The 23,902-nt window shown below is 70.5% G+C and carries 24 protein-coding genes; 13 read left to right on the top strand and 11 right to left on the bottom strand.

Annotated elements, in window-relative coordinates; all coding sequences use genetic code 11:
- Nucleotides 1-831: 831 nt before the first annotated feature.
- The 6 genes from ACFY0I_RS38575 (at nt 832) to ACFY0I_RS38550 (ending at nt 5,900) form a co-directional block, all read left to right on the top strand.
- A complete protein-coding gene (locus tag ACFY0I_RS38575; protein WP_388904388.1) occupies nt 832-1,224 on the top strand; it encodes a hypothetical protein in 393 nt (130 codons plus the stop codon).
- 169 nt (nt 1,225-1,393) lie between these two features.
- The gene (locus ACFY0I_RS38570) at nt 1,394-1,807 is read left to right on the top strand and encodes a DUF3052 domain-containing protein (protein ID WP_388904387.1); all 414 of its coding nucleotides are present in this window, start codon (nt 1,394-1,396) and stop codon (nt 1,805-1,807) included.
- Nucleotides 1,808-2,021: 214 nt separating this feature from the next.
- On the top strand, nt 2,022-4,274 hold the full coding sequence (locus tag ACFY0I_RS38565; RefSeq protein WP_388904386.1) for an NAD(P)/FAD-dependent oxidoreductase: 2,253 nt from the start codon (nt 2,022-2,024) through the stop codon (nt 4,272-4,274).
- Nucleotides 4,275-4,410: 136 nt separating this feature from the next.
- The gene (locus tag ACFY0I_RS38560) at nt 4,411-4,839 is read left to right on the top strand and encodes a hypothetical protein (RefSeq protein ID WP_388904385.1); all 429 of its coding nucleotides are present in this window, start codon (nt 4,411-4,413) and stop codon (nt 4,837-4,839) included.
- 355 nt (nt 4,840-5,194) lie between these two features.
- Nucleotides 5,195-5,539, top strand: coding sequence for a hypothetical protein (locus tag ACFY0I_RS38555; protein WP_388904384.1), 345 nt, complete (start codon nt 5,195-5,197; stop codon nt 5,537-5,539).
- A gap of 52 nt (nt 5,540-5,591) precedes the next feature.
- Entirely contained in the window at nt 5,592-5,900 is a 309-nt protein-coding gene (locus tag ACFY0I_RS38550) for a hypothetical protein (protein ID WP_388904383.1), read from the top strand.
- Between the two features lie 237 nt (nt 5,901-6,137).
- On the opposite strand, the gene ACFY0I_RS38545 is transcribed toward ACFY0I_RS38550, so the two are convergent.
- Nucleotides 6,138-8,444: a cytochrome P450 gene (locus tag ACFY0I_RS38545; protein ID WP_388904382.1), complete on the bottom strand. Its 2,307-nt coding sequence runs from the start codon at nt 8,442-8,444 to the stop codon at nt 6,138-6,140.
- Between the two features lie 491 nt (nt 8,445-8,935).
- Here ACFY0I_RS38545 and ACFY0I_RS38540 point away from each other — a divergent pair, with 491 nt between their 5' ends.
- A complete protein-coding gene (locus ACFY0I_RS38540) occupies nt 8,936-9,169 on the top strand; it encodes a hypothetical protein (RefSeq protein ID WP_388904381.1) in 234 nt (77 codons plus the stop codon).
- Nucleotides 9,170-9,226: 57 nt separating this feature from the next.
- Here the strand turns inward: ACFY0I_RS38540 and ACFY0I_RS38535 are convergent, their stop codons facing one another.
- Together ACFY0I_RS38535 and ACFY0I_RS38530 are read right to left on the bottom strand one after the other, a co-directional pair.
- Nucleotides 9,227-10,207, bottom strand: coding sequence for an AraC family transcriptional regulator (locus tag ACFY0I_RS38535; protein ID WP_388904379.1), 981 nt, complete (start codon nt 10,205-10,207; stop codon nt 9,227-9,229).
- A 235-nt stretch (nt 10,208-10,442) separates the two neighbouring features.
- Nucleotides 10,443-10,640, bottom strand: coding sequence for a hypothetical protein (locus ACFY0I_RS38530; RefSeq protein WP_388904378.1), 198 nt, complete (start codon nt 10,638-10,640; stop codon nt 10,443-10,445).
- Between the two features lie 162 nt (nt 10,641-10,802).
- On the opposite strand from ACFY0I_RS38530, the gene ACFY0I_RS38525 reads away from it, so the two are divergent.
- From ACFY0I_RS38525 to ACFY0I_RS38515, 3 genes are all read left to right on the top strand, one after another.
- Nucleotides 10,803-12,512, top strand: coding sequence for an acyl-CoA dehydrogenase (locus ACFY0I_RS38525; RefSeq protein ID WP_388904376.1), 1,710 nt, complete (start codon nt 10,803-10,805; stop codon nt 12,510-12,512).
- A 72-nt stretch (nt 12,513-12,584) separates the two neighbouring features.
- The gene (locus tag ACFY0I_RS38520; RefSeq protein WP_388904375.1) at nt 12,585-12,878 is read left to right on the top strand and encodes a hypothetical protein; all 294 of its coding nucleotides are present in this window, start codon (nt 12,585-12,587) and stop codon (nt 12,876-12,878) included.
- Between the two features lie 58 nt (nt 12,879-12,936).
- Nucleotides 12,937-13,545, top strand: a complete 609-nt coding sequence (locus ACFY0I_RS38515) for a TetR/AcrR family transcriptional regulator (protein ID WP_388904373.1) — start codon at nt 12,937-12,939, stop codon at nt 13,543-13,545.
- 57 nt (nt 13,546-13,602) lie between these two features.
- On the opposite strand, the gene ACFY0I_RS38510 is transcribed toward ACFY0I_RS38515, so the two are convergent.
- The 5 genes from ACFY0I_RS38510 to ACFY0I_RS38490 form a co-directional block, all read right to left on the bottom strand.
- Entirely contained in the window at nt 13,603-14,175 is a 573-nt protein-coding gene (locus ACFY0I_RS38510) for a VOC family protein (RefSeq protein WP_388904372.1), read from the bottom strand.
- Entirely contained in the window at nt 14,115-15,386 is a 1,272-nt protein-coding gene (locus tag ACFY0I_RS38505) for an amidohydrolase family protein (RefSeq protein ID WP_388904371.1), read from the bottom strand. Before ACFY0I_RS38505 ends, ACFY0I_RS38510 begins: the two co-directional genes overlap by 61 nt.
- A gap of 26 nt (nt 15,387-15,412) precedes the next feature.
- Nucleotides 15,413-16,903, bottom strand: coding sequence for an FAD-dependent monooxygenase (locus tag ACFY0I_RS38500; protein ID WP_388904370.1), 1,491 nt, complete (start codon nt 16,901-16,903; stop codon nt 15,413-15,415).
- A 146-nt stretch (nt 16,904-17,049) separates the two neighbouring features.
- Nucleotides 17,050-17,406, bottom strand: a complete 357-nt coding sequence (locus ACFY0I_RS38495; protein WP_388904369.1) for a nuclear transport factor 2 family protein — start codon at nt 17,404-17,406, stop codon at nt 17,050-17,052.
- A gap of 39 nt (nt 17,407-17,445) precedes the next feature.
- Nucleotides 17,446-18,186 carry an SDR family oxidoreductase gene (locus ACFY0I_RS38490; RefSeq protein WP_388904403.1) on the bottom strand — a complete coding sequence of 247 codons (741 nt, stop codon included), beginning with the start codon at nt 18,184-18,186 and terminating at the stop codon, nt 17,446-17,448.
- A 145-nt stretch (nt 18,187-18,331) separates the two neighbouring features.
- Between ACFY0I_RS38490 and ACFY0I_RS38485 the strand changes: the two genes are divergently transcribed.
- Complete coding sequence (locus tag ACFY0I_RS38485) at nt 18,332-19,174, top strand: helix-turn-helix domain-containing protein (protein WP_388904368.1); 843 nt, start codon at nt 18,332-18,334, stop codon at nt 19,172-19,174.
- Here the strand turns inward: ACFY0I_RS38485 and ACFY0I_RS38480 are convergent.
- A complete protein-coding gene (locus ACFY0I_RS38480) occupies nt 19,151-19,879 on the bottom strand; it encodes an aldo/keto reductase (protein WP_388904367.1) in 729 nt (242 codons plus the stop codon). The genes ACFY0I_RS38485 and ACFY0I_RS38480 overlap by 24 nt on opposite strands.
- Here ACFY0I_RS38480 and ACFY0I_RS38475 point away from each other — a divergent pair.
- A protein-coding gene (locus ACFY0I_RS38475) for an IS5 family transposase (RefSeq protein ID WP_388904401.1) occupies nt 19,869-20,635 on the top strand; the annotation gives its coding sequence in 2 pieces (ribosomal slippage) (nt 19,869-20,163 and nt 20,163-20,635; 768 coding nt in all). The genes ACFY0I_RS38480 and ACFY0I_RS38475 overlap by 11 nt on opposite strands.
- Before the next feature lie 558 nt (nt 20,636-21,193).
- Here ACFY0I_RS38475 and ACFY0I_RS38470 read toward each other — a convergent pair.
- Complete coding sequence (locus ACFY0I_RS38470; protein WP_388904365.1) at nt 21,194-21,367, bottom strand: hypothetical protein; 174 nt, start codon at nt 21,365-21,367, stop codon at nt 21,194-21,196.
- Nucleotides 21,368-21,766: 399 nt separating this feature from the next.
- Nucleotides 21,767-23,089 (bottom strand): hypothetical protein, encoded by a 1,323-nt coding sequence (locus ACFY0I_RS38465; RefSeq protein WP_388904363.1) that lies wholly within the window; start codon nt 23,087-23,089, stop codon nt 21,767-21,769.
- A 167-nt stretch (nt 23,090-23,256) separates the two neighbouring features.
- Here ACFY0I_RS38465 and ACFY0I_RS38460 point away from each other — a divergent pair, with 167 nt between their 5' ends.
- Entirely contained in the window at nt 23,257-23,562 is a 306-nt protein-coding gene (locus ACFY0I_RS38460) for a hypothetical protein (protein ID WP_388904362.1), read from the top strand.
- The last annotated feature ends 340 nt before the right edge of the window (nt 23,563-23,902 follow it).

The following is a 23,902-nucleotide window of genomic DNA, read 5'->3' as shown; positions in this document are numbered from 1 at the left end:
GGGGTGCACGTCGACGCGCTGGCGTCAGGCTTCGGCCCTATTCCGAGGTGGTGGTTTCGTCCGACCCCGCGGGGACGGCCGCCGGCGACCTCGCACTGCACTCGCTGCGCCGCTTGGTCGACATCCTGGCCACCGGAGCGGAACGGCTGCCGGGGAGGCGGGCTTGACGCGCCGTCAGACCGTGTCCCGGCTGCTGTGCGGCGCGGCGTGGAACTCATCTGCCGTGTGGAGGAGTCGCTCTCCCGCCCCCGGGCCGGCGACGTGACGGTCAGGCCCGGGGGCGGGGGCGTGGGCCGTAGCCGCCCTTCCCGGGGCGGCCAGGCCGCTCCAGGACACATGGGGTGCCGTCGCCCCGGCACCCCGCCACGCTGACGGAGCGGATCCCGTCACCCGGATGCCAGCGGAGAGCCGGCTACCCATGCCCCCTGCCGAGGCAGCCACCGTATCGCCGTGTTCCGGCTCCGCCGAGCCCCCTCGGGGGGTTACGGCCGGAGCGGTGGGCTTGTACGGCCTGGTGGGACTGTGTGGGTGACAACCCTTTTAGCCGGGAGGGTGTGTTTTGCGCCGATATGAAGGCTTGGCCGTTTTCGGTTGTTTGTGGCGGTTACCTGGTCGTTCAAGATCGGATTGGTCGCCGTGGAATGACACCTGACCGCCAAGAGTCGTGTTTCGGCAGGTCGAGGCGGGTCATGCAGGGGTGTCTCCCGCGGCGTCGTTGTCACCGGCACAGCAGCAGCCCTCCGGCGCCGTTGCGCCCGCCGCTTCCTGCACAGGCATGTCTCACTCCCCGGGCCGCGCTGCATGTCGGACGCGGCCGAGAAAGGCACGACGGTGCGCACTCGAATCCTTGCCCTCACCGCTGCGGCACTGGTGTCGGTTCCGGTCCTGACCGCTACGGCTTCGGCTGCCCCGAGGGACCTGGAAGCGCCGTACGCCCGTGCCGCCGCCCGCGTGGGCGCGGACGGAACGCTCCTGGCGACGAAGAACGTCTCCTCGGTGGCACGGTTCAACGGGCAGCCCGTGGGCTACTACTGCGTCGCGGTGTCCGACCCCACCATCAACCTGCGCGACGCGGCCGTGCTCGCCACGGTCAACAACTACCCGGCCATGATCACCGCCATTCCGAACAGCAACTGCAACGGCCAGACCCGCACCATCACGATCGTGACGACCAACCACAACAACGACCTGGCGGACATCCCGTTCACCGTCGCCGTTCTCTGACGCGGGCTCCGGGGAGCGCCCCGGCCGCCGGCGGAACCGCTGACCGCCCGGGTGTCGAGGCGGTCAGCGGGACGGGAGTGACCGGACTGCCTCACTCCCATCACTCTGGGTATCCGATTGGATACTCTCGGGCACGACTGGCGTGTCCGGGGACTTTCGAGGAGTTGCGATGACGACCACGGATGAGCAGGCCACCGCGGCGGGCCGGATGGGGATCAAGCCGGGTCAGGTGGTCCGGGAGCTCGGCTACGCCGATGACGTGGACCTGGATCTGCGGGCGGGTATCGAGGAGGTCACCGGCAGCGCCCTGGTGGACGAGGACCACGAGGATGTGGCCGATGTGGTCGTGCTGTGGTTCCGCGAGGACGACGGTGACCTCACCGCCGCCCTGACGAGTCTCCTTCCGGGTCTGGCCGACAACGGCGTGGTCTGGGTGTGCACCCCGAAGTCCGGTCGGGCCGGCTACGTCGAGGCGAACGACATCGGCGAGGCCGCGACGGCCACCGGGCTTGCCCGGACCACCTCCCTCGGCGTCGGCGCGGACTGGTCCGGAAACCGGATGGTTTCCCCCAGGGCGAAGTAGGCGACGGGGCGGCCGGCGCTGCCCCGCCGGGCGGGCCGCCGGCCGGGGCGACCCGCCCGGCCCGGGCGCCGTGGGCAAGGGGCCAAAACCGGGCGGGGTCAAGTTGCTGTCGGAGGGCGGGCGGGTGTGGCGGCCGTGCTCCGGGGCGAAAGGTGTTCTGCTGCCTGGCGCTGGCCGGGGAGCGGTCCCTTGGATGTGAGGAGTGGTTGTGGTGGTGCGGGGCGTTGATGTGCTGGTGGTCGGTGCGGGAGTGGTGGGCCGTTCGCTGGCGTTCGCGCTCGCCGAGCGTGATCCGTCGGTCCGGGTGGTGCTGTCCGGCGACGCCGGCACCACCACCTCTGCCTCCGCCGGTAAGGCCGGAGGTGGTGTGGGTGCGTCGGCTGCGGCGGGGGCGATGCTCGGCGCGCTGGGCGAGGTCACCGACCTCGGGATGCGGACCCGGTATGGCAGGTTGCGTATCGAGCTGGCGGTCGCGGCCGCGCGGCGGTGGCCGGTCTGGCGGGAGCGGGTCCGGGCCCGCGCCGACATCAACGCGCCGGAGCGGGACGGGTACGGCACCGGGACGTTCATGATCCTGAACGCGGTCTCCTCGGCCCTGGACGACGCCTCGTTCACCGCTGTCGCCCGCGCGGCCGCCGAACACGATCTGCCCTGCCACGACATCAGCCCCGGGGACATCCCCGGCTACCGGGCGCTGGACAACGACCGCGCGCTGCGCGCCTGGCACCTGCCCTTCGAGCAGTTCCTGGACGCGAGGGCCTGGCTCACCACCCTGGATGCCGCCCTCGCCAACCTGCCCCACGTGACCTGCGCCCCACCGGGATCGCTCACCGCGGCCCCCGGCGGCGGCTACCTCCTCACCACCCCGGCAGGCGTCTTCCGCGCCCCGCGCGCGGTGGTCGCGGCCGGCGCCTGGACCACTCCCATCCTTGATGCCCTTGACCCTGATTTGCCGGTCGTGCCCGTCCTGGCGGCGGCCGGGACCGCGGTGACCGTCACCGGCCCCGGTCCGTGGCCCGCCGTCATCCGCACCCCCAACCGGGCTTACGCGTGCGGCCTGCACGCCGTCCCGCAGGCCGACGGCTCCCTCTACCTCGGCGCCAGTGCCCACCCCGCCCTGATCCCCACCACCCAGCCGACCGCCGGGGCCATGCGATTCCTCCTCGACGCGGCGCTCTCCCAGCTCGACCACCGCCTCGCCGGCGCCGGCATCACCGGCACCCACCACGGGAACCGGCCCCTGTCGCTGGACGGCCAGCCCGTCATCGGCCCCACCCTCCGGGAGGGCCTGTGGGTGGCATCGGGCACGCACCGCGACGGCCTGCACGCCTCCCCGCTGATCGCCACCCTCCTCACCGAAGCCCTTCTCTCACGCGCGAGCCCGGCCGGCCCGCTCGGCCGACTGCCGGACCCGCTGGCCGCGTTCGCGCCGTGCCGGGAACTGATCACCGACCTCACGGTGAAGGAAGCCGCCGCCGAGGCCGCCGCTCATCACGCGGCCCTTGCCGCGGAGGCCCGGATGCGGCCCCCGCTGACCGGCACGTGGCCCCGCGCGCTCGCCGACGCCTACGCCGCCCGCATGGAGACCGCGTACGCGGCCATGCCCGACGGCTACATCCCGCCCCCCCGACCTCGCACCCCTCGCCTACGAGGAAACCGGCCCCGCCCTCGCAGACATCGCCGCCGCCCACATGGCCCGCAACGACCGAGCCGGTGCCTGACCTGCCACCCAGGGCGGCCGGCGGTGCGGAAGCAGGCACCGGACACCGGCCGCCTCTTCCCTTGCTGCCCTGGTCGCCCCGGCCTCACCTGCAGGACAAGCCCGCGAGCGCGGGCCTCCACCAAGCGGAAAGCAGCCGGGCGATGGCCTCCGGCACGGTTTCGCGGAGAGGGACCGGAACTCCTACCGGGGGGAGTCGCAGTCTCCCCCGTCCTCCGACGGCTTGACGATCGTGTGCGTGATGACCTGGCCCGTCACTGTCTTACTCTCCAGCTTCTGATGTCCCACCGTTCCCTGGGTCTCAGTCCGGTCAGCCCCGCCCTTGACATCCTCTTCGTCCGCCATGCCGCTCTCCCTCCCCTTGCGTACGACTTGTACCCGAACCACCTCCCCCACCAGACCGACCGCCTAACCGGCGATTACACGCCGCCACCACAGCCACAACCAAGCCAGCACCCACCCACGGGCAGCGCGCACAGGGCAGAGGCCGCCACGCACCGCTCGGCGTGTAGCCGCCTGCACCGGTCCAGGGCAGGCCTTTCGGACCGATGTGCTGCGCGTCGCTCCGGACGGGGTTGCGGGGTCCGCTCCGCGGGGCTGGGTGAACCTGTGAAAGGGTCCGGGTCTGCGGCCCGTCGGGGTGGGGCCGCTCCGCTCCCCCACCCCGGGACCTTCCAGATCCGCCTCCAGGACCAGCCCGCTCCCGCAGACGCCAGCAGCCGGGCAGGGCCCGGAACGGGCTGCTGACGACAGCCGGGGCCGGTCCCCGAAGGGGGCTAGGCCCCTTGCTGGTCGGAGCCTTCCTGCTCCTCTCCCTGGGCCTTCGCCTTCTTGGCCCTCTCCGCAGCCTTCTTGGCTTCCTCCTGCACCTTGCCGTCCGCGCTTGCCGCCTTCCCTGACAGCTTCAGCGCCTCGGCCCGCAGCTCATCCGCAGGCCTCAGTCCTCAAGGAGGCGATCCGCCGGACGATCGCCGAACGGCTCGGCAACACGGAGCTGGTCGTGGGCGGCATCGGCAGGGGTGCCCTGGCAGCCGGCCACGCCCTCTTGCAGGCGGAGCGCAGCAGCGAGGAACACGCGACTGCGATCTTCTTCTCCTACAACGGCACCGCGCCCGCCGGCGAGGAAGGCAAAGAGCTCGAAGCCCTGGGCGGCTGGCCCGTCAGGCCCCTGAACCTCAAGCTGGTCAGCGCCGACTTCACCAGCACCCTGGACGACGAAGGCTTCGCGGAAACCAAGAACGGCGCCGCGAACCCCGGAGGCCCGCTCATCACCAAGGAACTCGGCTCCTGGCTCCTGGACTACCTCCGCTAACCGGGAAACACACCCGTCTGAGCGCGGTACCCGGCCAAAGGACCGCGCTCAGACACACCTGAGCACCCGCCAGCCCCACCTTCCGGACCTGGCCGGTCTGTCTGCCGCGCCACCCTGAACCGGGGACCGCGTTGCACCGACGCGGGGCGGTCGTCGGATGGTCCACGACGGTGTTCGTCCGCGGTGCGGCAGATGTCAGCAGCCTGCCGCGGCGGCACTGCCGTAGAGGCCAGGGTTTTCCTCCCGGGGCTCGGGACGAGGGCAATTGGACGGTTTGCACCTCACCAGCCGCTTCGAATCGGGAAGATCATGGCGGGCGTCGATCGGCGCACCACACAACCAGAAGGAGACCCTTGTGAGCGACACCAACCTGTCCCTGCCCGCGCCCACCGTCAACGAAGCCCCAGGTGGTGTCCTCGACCCCGCCGACGCGGAAGGCGGGGTGAACGTCGTCATCCCCGCCTACGCCGACTTCTGTGCCGGCGACCAGGTCCAGGTGTACTGGAACGGTGACAGCGCCACCGCCCCGTACACCGTCCGCGAGGACGAAGGTGACAAGCCGATCACCCTGGTCGTCCCCGAGGCAGCCATCCTCACTGCAGGCGAAGGCACCACCGACTTCCACTACACCATCACCGACCGCGCCGGAAACATCAGCAAGCCCTCCCTACCCGTCCAGCTCGCCATCACCCAGCCCTGACCTCAGAGCACATCGGGCCCGCTGGACCTCAGAACGGCAGGCAGCGGACACGGTGGCCGGGACCAGCACACGCCCGGCCCCGCACCACGACCAGGAGGCTTTGGGCTATGCGGCCCCAGGCACCACGCCGCTCTACCTCTGCCAGGTCAGGGGCGATCACTTCAGCAGCACGGACGTCAACTGCGAGGGCCAGCAGTACGTGACCCTTCTCGGCTGGATCCACACCAGCCCGCAGCCCAGGGTCGCTACCGTCCAGCTCCAGCGCTGCCTGCGGAACGAGAACCGTCAGATCTTCGACTCCATCCAGGCCAACTGCGAAGGCCAGATCCACGGCGGTGTCCTCGGATACACCCTGGCCTGACCGCCACGCCCGGTCCGACCGGCACACTCCCGCCCGGCGCCCGGCGCCCTGAACAGCAGACCCGCGGGGACCGGCCCGGACCCCTGACGAGGAGGTTCCTCGTCTGCTGGTGGTACAGCCGTCACACTCGCGCTGACCAGCGAAAGCTGTGGCGCGCACGGCTCGTTGGAGGCGACTGGTCCGGAAATGGTCCGGATCTTGGTGCTTGCCGCGCCTGCGGGCTTCAAGTCCCGGTGATCACAGATGGTCGGTGCTGTATCGCCCGGATCGTGGTGCCCAGTCGTAGGGGCCGCGCATGACCGTGTGCAGGGCGTCGCGGAGGTAGCGGTGCAGGGCATTGCCGTCGGGGGTGCGCAGTTCGCTTTCGAGGCTGCGGAAGCGTGCGATGCGTGCGTGGAGCATGCCGAGCACGCTGGTGGAGGCGTCGTCGCGGTCCGCTCCGTCCGTGCGCTGGAGGATCAGCAGGAGGTTGTGCGGGTCCGCACCGGATTCCTCCTTGGAAAGCGAGTAGAGGTCGTTGTGGAGGGAGTCGATCTCGGCAGCCAGGGTGCGCAGAGCGGTCACGGTCTCCGAGGCGAAGAGGTCGGCGGGCAGTTCGTAGTGGCCGATGCGCTCGGCGAGGTCGAGCGTGGGCTGTACGCCGATGGTGTCGCGGCGCAGCCGCAGGTACTCGTCCACGGTGAGCAGGGTTCCGGATTGCCGGTTGGCGGCTTCTTGGACGTGCCCGTGCAGGTACGCCTGCCAGTGTGTGGCGGCCCGCTCTCGCCAGGTCGGTGACATGCCCTCGCGGCTGCGCAGCCAGAGGTCGTGGAAGGAGCGGGCGAGTGGTGGTGCGTCGGGGGCGGGGGGCTGGTCCAGGGCGTCGGCGACAGCGTCGACCACCGTGCGGGCTTGTCCGGGGTCGTCGCCGGCCGGGCCGTCGAAGGCGTCGTCGAAGCAGAAGAACCAGCTCATCTGGTCGACGCCCAGGGCGAGGTCCGCCCCGGTCGCGGTCGGGTGGAATCGGGCCGCTAGTTCGGCGTAGTGGGCGCGGGCGTGGCGTTCGGCGGCTGTGTCGGTGGGGAGCAGGCCGAAGGACCGCGGCCACTGTAGGTGTTCGGCGGCCGCGCGTGCGGCGTCGGGGCTGATCCGTGCGGGGAACGGGAGGTGGAGGCCGGCGTCGCTCCGCGTGCCGCCGCTGCGGGTCTGCGCGGCGCGGGGCTGCGGGGACATCTGGAGCAGGCTCGGTACCAGTACGGCGCCGGGCACCTCGCGGGGCGGCTGCTCGGAGAGCGGGGCCAGCCGCCAGCGGGCGGCGACGGTGGCGACGACGGTGGCCATCTCGGTGAGGGCGAAGTGATCGCCGATGCACTTGCGGGGGCCTGCGCCGAAGGGCAGGAACGCCCAGCCGCGCGGGTCGGCGGTCAGCCACCGGTCCGGGTCGAACTCCATGGGGTTCGGGTAGAGGCCGGGGTCGCGGTGGATGGTGAGCGGGCTGAACAGGAGCTCGGTTCCCGCGGGGATCTCCACTCCGCCGAGGACGACGCCGGGGCGGGCGGGCTGGCGCATCAGGATCCAGGCCGGGCTGCGCAGCCGGAGCGTCTCCCGGACCAGGTTCTGGGTGAAGACCAGCTTCGGCAGGTCTTCGAAGGTGACCGGCCTCGATCCGAGGACCTCGTCGAGTTCGGCGTGGAGCCTGCGCTCGATGTCGGGGCGGGAGCCGACCTCGTGGAAGAGCCAGGTCAGGCTGGTCGAGGCGGTCTCGATGCCGGCGGCCATGACGGTCATGACCTCGTCGTGGAGCTGGTCGGGGCTCATCGGTTCGCCGGTGTCGGCGTCGCGGGCGGCCATCAGCATGCCGAGGAGGTCCGCGCGGGGTTCTCCGTCGTCGAGGCGCTCGCGGATGAGCCGGTCGACGACCTTGCGCAACTGGGTGCCCGATTCCCGGAAGCGGCGGTTGCCGGGGGTGGGGAGGCGGTCCAGCCAGTCGACGGGCGAGACGACACGGCGCATCAGTTCGTGGACGTAGGTGGGCAGCCAGCGCCGGATGAGGCGTACCTCCTCGTTGCCGAGGGCGCTGCCGAAGAGGGCCTTGGCCACGGCCTCGCTGCCGATCGCGTACATCTCGGAGGCCACGTCGATCGTGCTGTCCGGTGTCCAGGCCTCGGAGTAGGTGGTGGCGCTCAGGCGCATGACGCCGGTGTAGGAGTTGAGCTTCTCGCGGTGGAAGGCGGGGATCATCAAGCGGCGTTGCCGGCGGTGGAAGTCGCCCTCGGAGTTGGGCAGTCCGTTGCCGAGGAAGGGGCGGGACTTCTGGAAGTAGCGGCCCTTCTCGTAGGAGACCGCGTCGGTGACGAGCATCTCCCGCAGGAGCGCGGGCGAGTTCACGGCGTACACGGACAGGGTGCCGAGCCGGATCTCCACCAGGTCGCCCAGGGGGCGGATCGACTGCAGTACGCCGATCGGGTCGCGCAGCAGGGCTAGTGAGTGCCCCACCAGGGGCAGGCACCCGGGAGCGGTGGCGACCGTTCGGGGCGGCAGGTAGGCGGGGGCGTCCGTTGTCACGTTCTCGTCCTCGGGGGTTGCGCGTTTCCCGCAGCGGTTCGAAGGCGCCGGCGCGGTGGTTGCGGGCGGGCGGGCACTCCGGCGGCCCGTTGGCCGGCTTCCGATGCCCGCCGAGAGCCAGGCTAGGTTTGCCCGCTATCAGGACGGAATGCGCAACCGTCCGGGCTTCCTGCGCGAGAGTCCGCAGCGTGGGGTGGGCCGTGACCGGGCTCCCGGGCGGTCATGACGGACTGCCGGGCATGGTCAACCGCTCGTCGCCGCCCCGGCCGTCTCTCGTCCGTCGGTCCTGGACTCTCGCGCAGGTATCGCGGACGGGCGAAGCTGTCAGGCCGCAGGACCGCTGCCGCCTCATGGCTACCATGAGCGTTTGATCGGTCGCGTGCTGTAACGGAGGCGTCATGCTCGGTCCAGTGTCCGGTATGGGTTTCGAGCGGGGAGCTCCTGCCCTGGGGCTTGCTGAGGTCACCTCAAGGCCTACGCACTTCAAGTGCATGGGTCGCAGCTACAGCGCGGCACGGGCCGACGGCGAGGTCGCCATCCAGGACGTCACGGACATCACTCATCCGCTACCCCTGGGCCGGGCCGAACCGTGTGCGGACACCCTGTGGAGCGTTCTTACTCCCCGGGGCCTGCTGGCGGGCCGCACGGACGGGACGCTCGAGGCGGTCGCGGCGCTGCGCGAGGTCTCCTGGCCGCCCCGTGACCCCGGCCCGCACGGGGGCTAGGAATCACGGGGCGAGCCGACGTCGCTGTTCGAAGGCGGTACCGGCGCGACGGTCGGCTCAGCTCGCCCGCGCGGCCTCCCGGTAGCGCCGCGGGGCCACTCCCGTGGTGCGTTTGAAGGCATTGCTGAAGGCGCTCTCGGAGCCGTAGCCCAGGGCGGAGGCGATGGCCGCCACGGGGGTGTCCTCCCGGCACAGGGTGTGCTGGGCCAGGCGCATCCGCCAGGTGCACAGGTAGGTGAGGGGCGGGACGCCCGCGACCTCCTTGAAGCGCTGGGCGAAACTGGTGCGGGACATGGCCGCCGCGCGGGCGAGCTCGGTGAGGGTCCAGGCGCGGGCCGGGTCTCCGTGCATCAGGCGCAGGGCGGGGGCGACGCGTTCGTCGGCGAGGGCGCGCAGCCAGCCCACCGGGTATGCGTCGGAGTTCGCGTTGGCCAGGAAGACCCGCAGGACCTGTACGAAGAGCAGTTGCGCGAGGTGTTCGGCGGCGAAGGCGGCACCCGGGGCGGCCGACCGCATTTCGTGGAGCGTCTGGTCCATGAGCCAGCAGGCCGCGGGTGCCTCGGCCGTGGCGGCACTGACGTGCATCAGCGGTGGAAGGGCGCTCAGCAGCAGGTCCTTGCCGGTGGTGTTGAGGTCGATGTGGCCGCCGATCGTGACCGCGTCCCGCCCTTCGTCCCCTGCATGGAAGAAGGTCTTCGTGGTCGCCCGGAGCACGGGCAGCGCGTCGATCGGCGGCACGGCCGGGTCACTCGCCAGGGTGTACCGGCGGTCGCCGGCGAAGACGGCGATGTCGCCGGCCTCCAGGCGGACGGGGTGTTCGACGCCCTCTATCACCAGCCAGACGACACCACGCGTCACGGCCTGGATCTTGAGTCGACCCGGCGCCGGAAAGGCCAGTGCCCAGTCCCCGGCGGCGATGAGGCCGCGGGACAAGGCGCAGCGTGCGCCGGTGAGTTCGAGGGCCTCGATGATGGGATCTCCCCAGGTCGCAGACGCGGGGAGGTGTACAGACGGCGTTGCGGACAGCGGTGCGGCCATGGGCGGACTCTCGCGCAAGTCGTACGGACGGGCAAGCATTCACATGCTGTCGATCACCCCTCACGATGAGTGGCGGGGTGCTTCCCCGGGCGGGGTCTTGCCCCGAAACGCCGCCGCCGTCGGCCGTGCGGCCGGTGTCTCAGCGTCAGGAGGTCGTGCTCACCGGCGAATTCCGGGGCCGCGCCACGCTCCACCCGGACGGAGTAGCGCTGCCGCCGGCCACCTTCAAAGCAGGTCAGTGGCAGGCCCTGGAGCAGACGAGCGGTACGTAGGTGTCGAGGGACGTGGGGTGGAAGGTCCGGCCGGTCGACGCAACGTGCGTGGTGGCGGCCGGTGATGCGGACGGCACGGCGAAGCTGCTCGGCGCCGCCGCCAGCCCGCCAGCCACGGAAAGCGCGGTCATTGCGGCTGCGATCAGTTGCTTGCGCATCATCACTACTCCTGCCTGTGAATCCCCGAGTTGGGTGCTGATGTCCTGCCTCATCACCGTAGGCAGGAGGGGTAGCAGGCGTGAACATTCGAGCGTCCGCAAAGGGTGCGCGAGAGTCCAGAACGGCCGGGGGCTCCGGCCACGCAAGGAAACAGGTGGTCCCACATGCTCCAGCCGGTGATCTTCAACCCGCTGTCCTACGATCCCGCCGAGTTCGACCCGGAGACCCGACGGCTACTGAGAGCGGTGATCGACTGGTTCGAAGGGCGGGGGAAGAAGCGGCTGGTCGAAAGCTACGCGTCGTGGTTCGCCGAATTCCTCGCCTTCGCCGGAGAACAGGGCATCTTCGCGCACTGCCTGATCCCCTCGGCCGCCGACGGAGGCAGTGGGCGCTGGGACACCGCCCGCAACACCGCTTTCAACGAGGTGCTCGCCTTCTACGGCATCAACGGCTGGTACACATGGCACGTCACCATGCTCGGTCTTGCCCCCGTGTGGCAGAGCGGCAACGCGACGGCCCGCCGCCGTACGGTCGAACTCCTCAGGCAGGGCCACTCGGCCGCCTTCGCGCTGTCGGAGAAGACCCACGGCGCCGACATCTACGCGACGGACCTCCTCCTGACCCCCACGGCTGATGGCGGGTTCCGCGCGAGCGGCTCGAAGTACTACATCGGCAACGGGAACGTGGCCGGCATCGTCACCGCCTTCGGGCGCCGCACCGACGTCGAAGGCCCGGACGGCTACGTGTTCTTCCTGGCCGACAGCCGCCACCCGAACTACACGGCCGTCCGCAACGTCGCCAACGACCACCTCTACGTCGCCGAGATCAGCTTCGACGAGTACCCCGTCACCGCCGACGACATCCTCCACACCGGCAAGGCGGCCCTCGACGTCGCCCTGAACACCGTCAACATCGGCAAGTTCAACCTCGGCACCGCCGGGATCGGCGCCTGCGAGCACGCCTTCCACGAGTCCCTCAATCACGCGCACACCCGCATGCTCTACGGGCGGCGCGTCACGGACTTCCCGCACATCCGTCGGATCTTCAGCGACGCCTACCTTCGCCTGCTCGCCATGAAGATGTTCACGAACCGCGCCGTCGACTACGTGAGGTCCGCGCAGGAGGACGATCGCCGCTACATCCTCTTCACGGCCATGTCCAAGACGAAGGTGACCACGGAAGCGGAGCAGGTCGTCACCCTCCTCTGGGACGCCATCGCCGCCAAGGGTTTCGAAGCCGACACCCACTTCAACTGGGTCGCACGTGACCTGCCCGGCCTGCCGCGGCTGGAGGGGACCGTCCACGTCAACATCACGCTGATCCTGAAGTTCCTGCGCAACTACCTGCTCGGCGACGCCCCCTACGACCCGGTGCCCTCCCGGACGGACGACCGCGACGACGGCTTCCTGTTCCGGCAGGGGGCCTCCGGCCGGCTCGGCGAGGTCCGCTTCCACGACTGGCGCCCCGCCTTCGACCACTTCGAGGACGTGGCCAACGTGGCCCGGTTCCGGGAACAGGTCGAAGAATTCCGCGAGCTGCTGACCACCTGCGGCCCGGACGCCGACCAGCAGGAGGACCTCGACTTCATGCTCCCTGTCGGCCGGCTCTTCATGACCGTCGTCTACGGCCACCTCATCCTGGAGCAGGCCCGGCTGACCGACCTGGACCGGGGCGTCCTCGACCAGATCTTCGCCCTGCTCATCAGGGACTTCGCCGGCCCGCTCACCGAACTCCACGGCAAGCCCGGCACCACGGACCAGCAGCGCAACCACGCCCTCGCCTGCCTGCGCACCCCCGCCCACGACACCGAACGGACCCACGACCTGTGGCAGGGCATCGAGGCGATCGCCGGAACGTACGCGATGCACCCCTGAACCACATCCAGTACAGGCAGGGCGGAGCAAGCTCTCCGCCCCGCAATTCGCCCCAACAGGAAGCCGAAAGTCATGAAGTCCTTCAAGCCCGTCGTCTCGGCTGCCCTGGTGACCGCCACCCTCGGCGTCACCACGCTCCTCGGAGCGTCCACCCCGGCCGGTGCGGCCCCTCTGGCCACCTGCCGCGAGGTGGTGGCCCGGACCAAGGCGGACCTGAACAACGCCGGTGCCCCGACGAACGCCAACGGCTGGCAGGAGGTGCGCGCAGCAGCCCAGCGCTTCCTCAACAGCCACCCCTGGGGCAGCCCCGGCACCCAGGCTCTCCAGCGGGACGTCAACGAACTGGGCGAACTGTGCGCCCCGTAGCTCTCTAGCTCGGTGCGCGCCCAGAACGGAAACCATCGTTCTCGTTTAGGGTGGGGGGATGCCTCGCCTGACGGACGAGCGCCGGGAAGAGCGGCGCCGTCACATCCTCACCAGCGCCTGGACCTGCTTCTCCGCCAACGGCTTCCACGCCACGTCCATGGACGACGTGATCGCCGCGACCGGCATGTCCTCCAGCGCCGTCTACCGGTACTTCCGCAGCAAGGACGACCTCATCGACGCCGCCGCGGACGAGGCCATGGCCCTCGTGCGGAGCCTGTTCGTCGGACTGCTGGCCCGGCGTCCCACCGCGTCACCGGCGCAGGTGATTGCCGCGATGGTGGGTGAGGTCCAAGGCCGGGACGCCCAGTCGGAGTACGACCTCACGCGGATCGCCATCCAGTCGTGGGGGGAGGCCCTGCGCAGGCCGGGCCTGGAGGAACGCACCCGGGACTTCTACCTCGGCGTGCACGGACAGCTGGAGGAGCTGGCCCGGCGCTGGTGCGAGGAGGGCCAGGTCCCCGCGGATGCCGATCCCCGGGGGATCGCGACGGTGCTGATGACCCTCATGCCGGGTCTCCTCGTCGGCCGCCACCTGGTGGCACCCGTGTCCGCCGAGCACCTCATCGCGGGCCTGTCCTCCCTCGGATCGGCCTCCTGGAGCGGCTGACGTGCTGGTGGGGCGCCCCTGTTCGGGGGCACCCGACCAGCACGTGCCGTGCCCAGCTCAGGGGCTCGGTCGTTCCGTGGCCGCGCCGTCGGAGGGTCCGGTGCTCAGCCAGGGGGAGTCGTACTCGACGCGCGAGCGGTCGAGCCCGTGCGGCTCGGTCGTGTAGAGCCGCAGGCGCAGCCCGTCCGGATCGGGTACGACCAGCACCCAGCCCACCATCGCGACGACCGGCGGTGAGTGGCGGACCCCCAGGCCGTCCAGGTACGCGATCCATTCGTCCACGGCGGCGCGGTCCTCGACGGCCAGGGTGAGGAGCTCGTTCCCGTCCAGGGCGCGGGCCGTCGCCGGGTCTAGGCGCAGTTCCAGCCGGCAGGGCAGGTGGGGGACGTCGAGGGCGACGGAGAACAGGGTGCCGTCGGGGCGGCGGTGGTCCAGCTCGGCCACGCGGTGGGCGCCCAGGACGGCGCCGTACCAGAGGGCGCTGCGCTCCAGGTCGCTGACGCACAGCTTAAGGTGGTGGAGGCCCTGGTGGGCCGGTGCCTTCGGCGTGGTCGTCAGGGTGCTAATGGTCAGACCAGCCCGTCTGCGAGGAGCGCGGCCTCGCGGTCGACGGGGACGCCGCGCCGCCACAGGGCGGCGATGTCCCGTACCGCGGTGATGTCGGTGAGGGGGTTGCCCTCGACCAGCAGGAGGTCGGCGCGGAGCCCGGCGGCGACGCGCCCGCGGTCGTGGAGGCCGAAGGCGTCGGCGGGGGCGGCGGTTGCGGCCGTGAGGGCCTGGGCCGGGGTGAGTCCGGCCGCGACGAGGAGGGCGAGCTCGCCGTGGTAGCTGATGCCGTGCGTGGTGGGGTGGCCGGCGCCGCCCGTGCCGTCGGTGCCGGCCAGCAGGGGCACCCCGGCCCGGAACATCCGCACTGCGACGTCGGCTGCGTACCGGGCGTCGACCGAGACCGGTCCCACCCGCACCTCGCCTTCGCCCGGGCCTTCGGTCCGCATGCGCTCGATCTCCTTGAGCCACTGGGGGTCGGCGTAGGGCCGCAACCGGGGGTCGTCGATGAGGGCGTACTCGGCCGGGCTGTCGGTGGTGCCGGTCAGCGAGGTCAGTGTGGGGACGACGAACATGCCCCGGGCAGCGGCGTCTTCGACGAGGGCGTCGTCGGAGGGACCGTCGGCGGGGGCGTGGGCGAGGCCGTCGACGCCGCTGTCGATCGCGAGGCGGGCTGCCTGGCGGGTGAGGGTGTGGGCGGCGGTGCGCAGCCCGCGTTCGTGTGCGGCCCGGACCAACGCGCGGATCGTCTCGGGGGACAGGACGGGCATCGGTGTCCCGATCGCGGTGCCGTCCTCGATGAAGATCTTGAGGTGGTCCGCCCCGTCGGCCACGCGTGCCGCGACGAACGCGTCGGCGTCCTTGGGGCCGGTGACCGTGGGGAAGGGGGCCATCAGGCCGAGTTCGACCAGCTGGCTGGGGTGGCCGCCGGGGGTGGTGGCTCCGGTGGTCGCGATGCGCAGGTCGGCCAGGTCGTCGCGCTCGCGCGCGGCGTCCCGTACCGCGCGGGCGACCGAGGGCGTGCCGCCCATGTCGAGTTCGGTGGTGATCCCGAAGAGGAGTGCCCGCCGCAGCTGTTCGGTGTCGCTGGTGTGGGTGTGGGCGTCGATCAGCCCGGGCAGCAGGGTGCGGCCGCTGCCGTCGACGACGGTTGCTCCGGACGGTGTGCCGAGGGCGGGGCCGACGGCGGTGATCACGGGGCCGTCGATGAGGACGTCCCGGGGTGTGTGGAGCTTGGTGCCGTCGAAGACGGCGACGTTGCGGATGAGGGTGGGGGCGGAAGCAGAAGTCGACATGTCCTTGTCTCCTTTGAACAGCCGGGTCATCGGGTGGACGGAACGGGCAGGGGCAGCGGCAGGTGCTGGGCCAGTTGGCTGAGTACCTCGGCTGGTTCGGCCGGTACTCCGTGGGCGGCGAGGTAGCCGTCGGGGCGGACCAGCAAGGGGGTGCGCAGTTCGGGTACGTGGCACACGGACAGGACGCCCTCCCGCTGCCGCCCGTCGTTCGGATCGCTCCGGCCGGGCAGGGCAAGCGTCCAGCGCAGGCCCGCCTGCGGGACTGCCAGGGGCGAGACCCGGTCCCCCACCTGCGGGGAGTCGTGGTTGGGTTCCCGCGCGTAACTGATGTCGAGCTGGGCGAGTTTGGCGGCGACCCAGTCGACGATCCCCGAGGTGGCCGCGGCTGCGGCGAGGAGGTTGTTGCGGCGCTGCCCGGCGGCCGGGTCCCGGAGGGTGGCGATCTTGGCGAACTGGCTGGTGAAGGCGACCAGTTCGGATGCGACCGGGTGCCGCTCGTCGTGGTAGCTGTCCAGCAGTTCGGCGGGGGCCGCGCCGGTCAGGACGGCGTGCAGCTTCCAGGCGAGGTTCCCGGCGTCCTGGATGCCGGTGTTCATGCCCTGCCCGCCGGCCGGGCTATGGGTGTGCGCGGCGTCCCCGGCCAGGAAGACCGGACCGGCCCGGAACCGCTCGGCGACCCGTTCCTGGACGCGGTACGCGGACGTGTTCAGCACCTCCGCCACGCGGATGCGCCCCGCCCGAGGCCCGCGTTCGGAGATCAGCCGCTCGATGTCTACGGCGCGGGGTGCGGCCGACCCCGGCGCGGCGGGAGTCACGATGCGGTGCTGCCCGTCGGCGAACGGAGAGAGGAGCAGCATCCCGGCGGAGGAGAGGAAGAAGGTGGTGTCGTCCTCCCCCAGGCCACTCGCACCGGCGTCCAGGCGGACGTCGGCCAGGGTGAACAACTGCTCCGGCGCCTCTCCGGGAAAACCGATCCCGGCAGCCGTCCGCACGGCGCTGTGCAGACCGTCGCAGCCCACCAGATAGTGCGCGGAGACCGATCGCAATAGGCCGTCCGGATCGGCGATCACGGCGGAGACCCCGGGAAAGTCGGGCGTGAAGCCGAGGAACCTGTGACCGCGTTGCACCCCGCCACCCAGCTCGCCCAGGCGCCGGAGCAGATGTTCCTCCGTCGTCTGCTGGGAGGCGAGCAGGACGTAGGGGTAGGGCGTGTCCAGCTCGCCGTAGGAAGCGTGCAGCAGAGTGTGCTCCCGGTCGTGGACGCGAAAGCCGCGCCCGCGCTCGCCCGCCGCCACGATTTCTGCCGTGACGCCGATCCGCTCCAGGTATTCGAGTGCGCGGGGCTGGAGCGCTGCCGCTCTGCTGCCGGTCTGCACGCCGGTGGCGCGGTCGATGAGGACGTGGTCCACGCCCAGCTGCCGCAGGCTCGCGGCCAGGGTCAGCCCCACGGGACCCGCGCCGACGATCAGGACGTCCGTGTGCGGCGGGAGGGGAGTGGGGCTGGGCGACGCAGGCATGACGCCTCCTCGTCGTGCGGGATTCCCCGCGACATCCGCAGGAAGACCCGCCACATCAAAGAGAAACGATCGCTTTCGTTTCACCATGAAGCTAGCACCGGAGGAGGTGTGACGCAAACGTACGTTTCCGTTTGGCGTGGTGGGTGTCAGACCTCGTTGTTCCACATGCGGAACACCGCACACTTGCCGTGGCTGTCGAAGGTGACGGTCCACAGGTTGGCGAAGGTCCCCAGCTCCGTATAGCGCCCGGTGCCCTCGATGGCCGCGGTGTCCCCGTTGACCGCGAGGAGGGACCACTCGAATTCCCAGCCCCCTTCCTGCCAGCCGGCGCGGCCGCGCCACCCCTCGACGATCGCCTCACGGCCGATCCAGTGCGTCTCGTACGGCCACTCGTGGTACTCGGCCTCCGGGGTGAAGAGGGCGACGATGTCCTTGCGGCTGTTGGAGGTCCAGGCCCGCACGTACCCCTCGACCCACGCATCCACCTGCTGCTTCGTCACCATGACGTGTCTCCGTACGACGTGTCTCTGTGGTCCGTCGGCTCAGCCCTGGGCGGTGGGTCGCACGATGATCTCGCTGACGTCGACCTCGACGGGCTGGCTGATCGCGTAGTCGATCGCCGCGCCGATGGCGTCAGCCGGCATCGCGATCTTCAGCATGTCCTTGGTGGCCTCGCGCACCGCCGTGTCGGTGATGCCCTCGGCCAGCTCGCTCCTGGTCAGCCCGGGGCTGATCACGGTCACCCTCAGGTCGCGGCTCTCCTGCCGCAGACCCTCGGACAGGGCCCGGACCGCGAACTTGGTCGCGCTGTAGACGGCGGCTGTCGGGTCGACGCGGTGCCCCGAGACGGAGGCGATGTTCACGATGTGGCCGGAGGCCTGTGCGCGCATGACGGGGAGCACGGCGGCGATGCCGTGCAGCACACCGCGTACGTTCACGTCGATCATGCGGTTCCACTCGTCGACCTTGAGCGCGGCCAGCGGGGAGAGCGGCATCACGCCCGCGTTGTTGACCAGGACCTCCACCCGTCCGAACCGGTCCTGCGCGGCCTCGGCGAAGGCCTGCATGCTGGCCAGGCTGGTCACGTCCAGTTCCTGGTGGTCGGCCTGCCCGCCGCTGTCGCGGATGTCCTCGGCGAGGGCGCCGATACGGTCCGTACGTCGGGCTCCCAGCATCACCCGGTGCCCCGACGCGGCCAGCCGCCGGGCCGTCGCCTCACCGATACCGCTGCTCGCCCCGGTGATCAGTACGACCTTGCCTGCAGAAATGGACGGGACGGTCATGAGAACCCCTTCGATGAAGCCGGCGGAGGGCCGGACCGGGTGCTCGTCCACCCAGGCTCTGATCCTGGAGGTGATCGCCCGGGGCAGGCAGGGCGGAGCTTCCTGGGTGCGCCACTCCCAGGAAGGCGCCGCGTACGATCGAGCCATGAGCGGGTACGAACTCGGCGAATTCCTGCAAGCGCGGCGCTCCCGTCTGAAGCCCGCAGAAGTGGGCCTTGCGACCTACGGGCACCGCAGGGTCGCGGGGCTCCGGCGCGAGGAGGTCGCCGTGCTGGCCGGAGTCAGCGCCGACTACTACACGCGGCTCGAGCAGGGGCGCGAACGCAAACCCTCCGGCCAGGTCATCGACGCCCTCTCGCGGGCACTGCGCCTGAACGCCGACGCCCACTGGCACGCCTACCGCCTCGCCGGCCTCCTGCCGGCGGCCGAGGCCGCCGACGAGTCGGACGAAGTGGACCCGGCTCTGCTCCAGCTCATGGAGTCCTTCCCCACCGCGGTCGCCTACGTCATCAACCGCCGCCTCGAAGTGCTCGCGGCCAATGCCCTGGCCGATGCCCTCCTCTCGCCACTCGCCGACCGCCGCCAAGTACTGCGTTCCCTCTTCCTGGACCCCGCGGCCCGAGGGCTCTACGCGAACTGGCACAGCGTCGCGAAATGCTCGGTCGAAGCCCTGCGCCTGGCTGCCGGACACCATCCGGACGATTCCCGGATGGCCGCCACGATCAAGGAACTGCGCAGTAGCAGCGACGAGTTCGAGCAGATGTGGCGAAGTCACGGCGTCAGTTCATTCGGCCTCAGGCCCAAGACTTTCAACCACCCCGCGGTGGGCCGGTTCACCCTCACGTACCAGTCCTTCGACGTCGAGAGCACGCCCGGTCAGCACCTCTTGATCGGCACTGCCGAGCCGGGCAGCACGGACGCCGACACCCTCGCCCTCCTCGGCTCCTCGATGGCGGCGCTTGCATCAGGACCGGCGGAACGCCACTGACGTGACACCATTGACCGTGGCGTCACCTTGCAGGAAGCCGACCCCGACCCCTTCGGTGAACGGGTGCGGATAGTTGAGTTCCGGCGTGGTCAGTGCACCCAACTCGGCGAGTTGGGGAGGGTCCAGGGTCACGGCCGCCGATGCCAGGTTGTTCTCCAATTGGTCGAGGGTCCGAGCTCCGACCAGCACCGAGGTGACGGGGTCCTGCTGGCGCACCCACGCCAGGGCGACGGCCGCGACCGTCGAACCCAGGTCCTGTGCGATGCGTTCCAGCACGTCCAGGAGTACGAACGTGTCCTCGGTCAGCAGCGGGGCCGCGTAGCCGGCGCGCCCGGAGCCCGGGGCGGTGGTGCGAGTGCGGGAGTACTTCCCCGACAGGACTCCCGAGGCGAGCGGGCTCCAGGAGGTGACGCCCAGCCCGAACGCACGGGCGGCGCCGAACTGCTCGCCCTCCACGGTACGGGCCAGCAACGAGTACTCCACCTGGAGCGCGGCCACGCATTCCCAGCCCCGCAGCCCGGCGGTCGTCGCGGCCTGCGCCACCCACCACGCGGGCGTGTTCGACTGCCCCGGCCCGACTTCCGTGTGAGCGCGGCCTGCTGGTGGTAGACGGCCGGGTGGCGGCCGCCGGACCGGGGGCGGAAGCAGTGCCTGCCGCGGAGCCGGCGGTGAGCCGAAGCCCAGACGGGGGAAGATCAGCCGCACGCCTACGTGGGGGCCGCTGTCTCCCGGCCGCTCGGAGCATCCCGCAGGCAGAGCGGAGAAAAAAGGGGGGCGGTCTCGGGTGACCCGGGGGTTGCCTGATCGTTTCTGTGGTGGCCGGCGTTCCGGGTCCGCCACCGGGTCTTGGCCTCTCGCACGCGGTGGCCGCGGTGCGGGGGGATGCTCCGGAGCCCGCCTCCACGAAGTCCTCCTGGCCGAGCTGCGGGCCGCCGGGCTGCTGGACATGGATGACGCTTCGATCGATGCCTCGCACGTCAGAGCTCTCAAAGGGGGGCTCACACCGGACCTTCGCCGGTCGACCGGGCCCGCCCGGGGAGCAAGCACCACCTCATCGTCGACCGCCACGGAACCCCGCTCGTCGTCTCCCTGACCAGCGGAAACAGGCACGATGTCACCCAGCTCATGCCTCTGCTCGACGCGATGCCCCGCATCCGCGGGCTTCGAGGACGACCGCGGCACCGGCCCCGCCGACTCTTCGCGGACCGCGGCTACGACTTCGACAAGTACCGGCGTCAGATCCGGACCCGAGGGATCACACCCAAGATTGCACGCCGAGGCAAACCTCACGGATCCGGCCTGGCCAAGACCCGCTGGGTCGTCGAGCGAACCTTCGCCTGGCTCCACCAGTTCAAACGGCGGCTCCGGATCCGTTACGAGATACGAGCCGACCTCCACCTCGGTCTCCTCCAACTCGCCTGCAGCATCATCTGCTTACGCCGACTCCGAACCTCATTCTGAAACGATCAGTTAGTGTCCGGGGGCCTTCAGGGGCCCAACGAGGAAGAAGACCCTCCACCCCCAGGGAGGCGGTATCGCTCAGCTGTCCGAAAGAGCGAAGGGTTTTTTGAGTTCCTCGACCAGCCGACTTTCGGGGACCTGCAAGTCCCGGCACCAGCACTCGAACCGAGCACACGTCGGCAGCCGCAAGCCCACCCCTCTCCCAAGCACGTACACACGGCTTCCGAGTGAGGCATTCGGTCAATACACCCCGACCGGCTCCTATCCCCTCACACCCGCGCCCGCCTCACCGACGACGCAGCTCCCGCGGAACCCATCCCGGCCTCCCGGCCGGACCTCGTGATACACACGGCCGGTGCGTCATCCACGCCGCGGCCACGAGCCGGCTGGGCAAACCAGCCTGCGGGATGCGCGGAGGCCTGCCTAACCCGGCAAGGGTTGCCCGCCTGCCGATTCCGAGCAACGGAGGCATAAGCGCGTTCCCCCTCAACCGACCTTGATGGGCTCGGCTCGCGGCGTCGCTACAGCCCGTCAACACAGAGGGTGGGCAAGCTCCGTTTAGAGGGCACCGATGAGACCCGGGCAGGCGACGACCAGGGCGACGGCCAGCCCGGCCGCAGTGATCGGCACCTTCAGGGTCGCGTGACGGTGAACGACGTAACCGATACCACCCGCCAGGAGCGGCGTCACGAGGACCAGGAGCCGCAGGACTGCCACAGCGAGCGAGGACACGGGGGCGGTTCGCTTCGTCTGGCATGCCGGGGCCCGGCATGCGGTGAGGGTGGAAAGTGGACCGGCCGGGGGGGCTTGCGTCCCGGGGTCGGCAGCAGGTGGCGACGGGGGTGGGTTGGCCCCGCAAGTCGCTGCGGGACGTCAGCACCTGATCACCCGACGGGAGCTCATTCAATATTTCGGCGGGGCCGAGGTGCGGTCCGGTCGTACTGGCCCCGGAGCGTTCGAAAGGAGCGGGCCGACGTCCAAGTCCGTGTCGGGGCGGCCCGGGCACCGTCACGGCATGGCTACGACTTGCCGGGTAGGTCCACGTCGGGTCGGCGCCGGTAGGCGCCGGGTGGTGGGAGACACCCGTAGGGCCTTCCCGTCCGGCCCCGTCGGCGGGCCGTTGGAGGTGGGTCAGCTTCGTGGGAGTGCCCTGAGGTGTTGTTGGCAGGCGTTGAAGGCGTCCTTCACTCTCTCGACCTGGAGCGCGTGGCGCGTCTTGTCCTCGGAGCTGACGTAGCTGACGGTTCCTGTCCGGTAGTGGGTTCTGCCCGTCGCGGACGGTTTCCCCATGAAGGAGGGGTAGCCGCGGCTGAAGTGTTCCTGCGCCCTGACGAGCAGCTTCTGCCGCTCGTCGCGGTGGCCTCGTGCTCTATACAGCTCGGCCAGCATCAGACAGAAGGCGGAAGCGTTGAAATCCGCCTGAGCCGCTGGGTAGGGGCGCCGGCCCACCAAGCCGGACAAGCGGTAGCTCTTGGAGGTCGCCTCCTCCTCCGGACCCATCGCCTTCAGAAGGAGCTCGATCAGGCGGTCCAGGTCCTCGTCCGGGGCGGGGTCCTGGACCGGACGCTCCAGGAGCGCGGTCAGACTGGAGCGGGCGACGCCCGTCCGGTGATCCATCCGCTCGGTTGCGTTCGCCTTGTCGATGAGGTCGTCTATGGCCCGCAGGCCGGCCTGCAGCGTCTGCATCTGCTCCGCCGTGCGCGCCGGGGGTGACGGGGGCGCCGGGTCGAGGACAGCGATGGTCCCGGGCGGGTTCTGGGCCTCGGGTGAGCGTTCGTATGTTTCCTCGGCCTTGGTGAGCGCTTCCTCGACGTCTTCGGTGTGCTGCTCGGCTTCGGCAATCCGGCTGCGGGCCTGCGCGAGTCTGGTGTTGAGGAGGGCGATCTCCGAGCGCAGTTGGGTGACGGTGGCGCGTAGGGAGTGGATCTCCTGGTCCCTGGCCTCCAGTTCGCTCTTGTGTGCGAGGCGATCCTGTTGGTGTTGGGCTTGTTCCAGGACCAGTCTGCCGGTCAGCTCGCAGATTCTCTCCTCGCGTCGGCGCAGGGCCTCGATCAGGACCTTTTCGTGTACCCGGGCCGCTTCGCGCTCGGCCTCCGCAGCGGCGAACGCGTCACGCAGGAGGTGTACGTCCTTGCCGCTCCTGATGAACTTGGCCGCCGCGTCGTAGAGCGTGCGCAGGTGTTCCAGCACGCCGTCCTGGATGTCGCTGTGGCGGGCGGTCGCGTTCTGCTCCAGCAGCCTGACGACGAATCGCCACTGGGGGATCCGTTCCCCGGAGAGGTAGCGCGAGACGGTGGAGGCGTCCAGATTGTGCCTGGAGGCGTAGGAGCGCAGGCTCGTGTCGGGAAGCCCCTGGAACAGCACCCGCAGCTCGCTCGCGAACGCCTTGACCGGCTCGGGCAGTTCCTCCTTCAGCGGGTTCAGGTCTCCCGCTCCCCCACGTCCCACCGACATTGATGTCCCCCTCCTGCGACCCCTCGGTGGGCGTTGCGTGGCCGGCAACAACGCTGCCACCTGCGACGTCAACGTTGCGGCCCTCCCGGCAACACCCCCACCTGCCTTGCACTGGAGCAAGCGTCGCAGCCCGTCACACGGACCGGCCCCGGCTCCCGGAGGAAGTCATGCCCATTCCGACCACCCGTCACCACGACCGGCTCGACCTAATCGCCTTCATCGCCGTTCTCGTCCTCGGCGCCGTTCTCCTCGCGTTCGGCGTCCCCGCCGCCTCCCTCATCATCGTCGCCGTCGGGCTCACCCAGCTCTACGGCGCCTGGAACAGCCGCCGCGGCGCCGACCGCCGGCACAACGTCCCGCAGCCCCACGACAACACCACCGACGTCGGCACCGCGACCTCGGAACCCACCGACTCCAACACCCCGGACGAGAACCACGAGCCGAACGTGAGCACTTCCACCGACACCCGATGAACGCCTGACGGACGGGCCAGCAAGGCCGGGCTCGGGGGTGCAACACGGCGGGGCCGTCACCGTGAAGTGGTGACGGCCCCGCGAGATCGAACGGCGTCAAATGCGCGCACATCATCTTTCACCCGTACGTATGAACATCGGCACGGTGGTGCCGCACGCGCGGCGGCGCGGGCCGTTGGTGGAAGCGGCCCGCGCCGGTCGGCCACCTGTCGTGCCGTGTGGGGGCGCTGTGTCCAGCACTCCCAGGGCCAGCGCCCGCACCGTCAGCGACGGCGCACGTGGACCGCGATCAGAACGGCCACCAGCGGGGCGGCCACGGTCGCTGCGGCGATGACGGCAG

It is taken from the genome of Streptomyces sp. NPDC001568 (assembly GCF_042893755.1).
Classification (GTDB): domain Bacteria; phylum Actinomycetota; class Actinomycetes; order Streptomycetales; family Streptomycetaceae; genus Streptomyces.
This window is presented reverse-complemented; position numbering and strand designations above follow the sequence as displayed.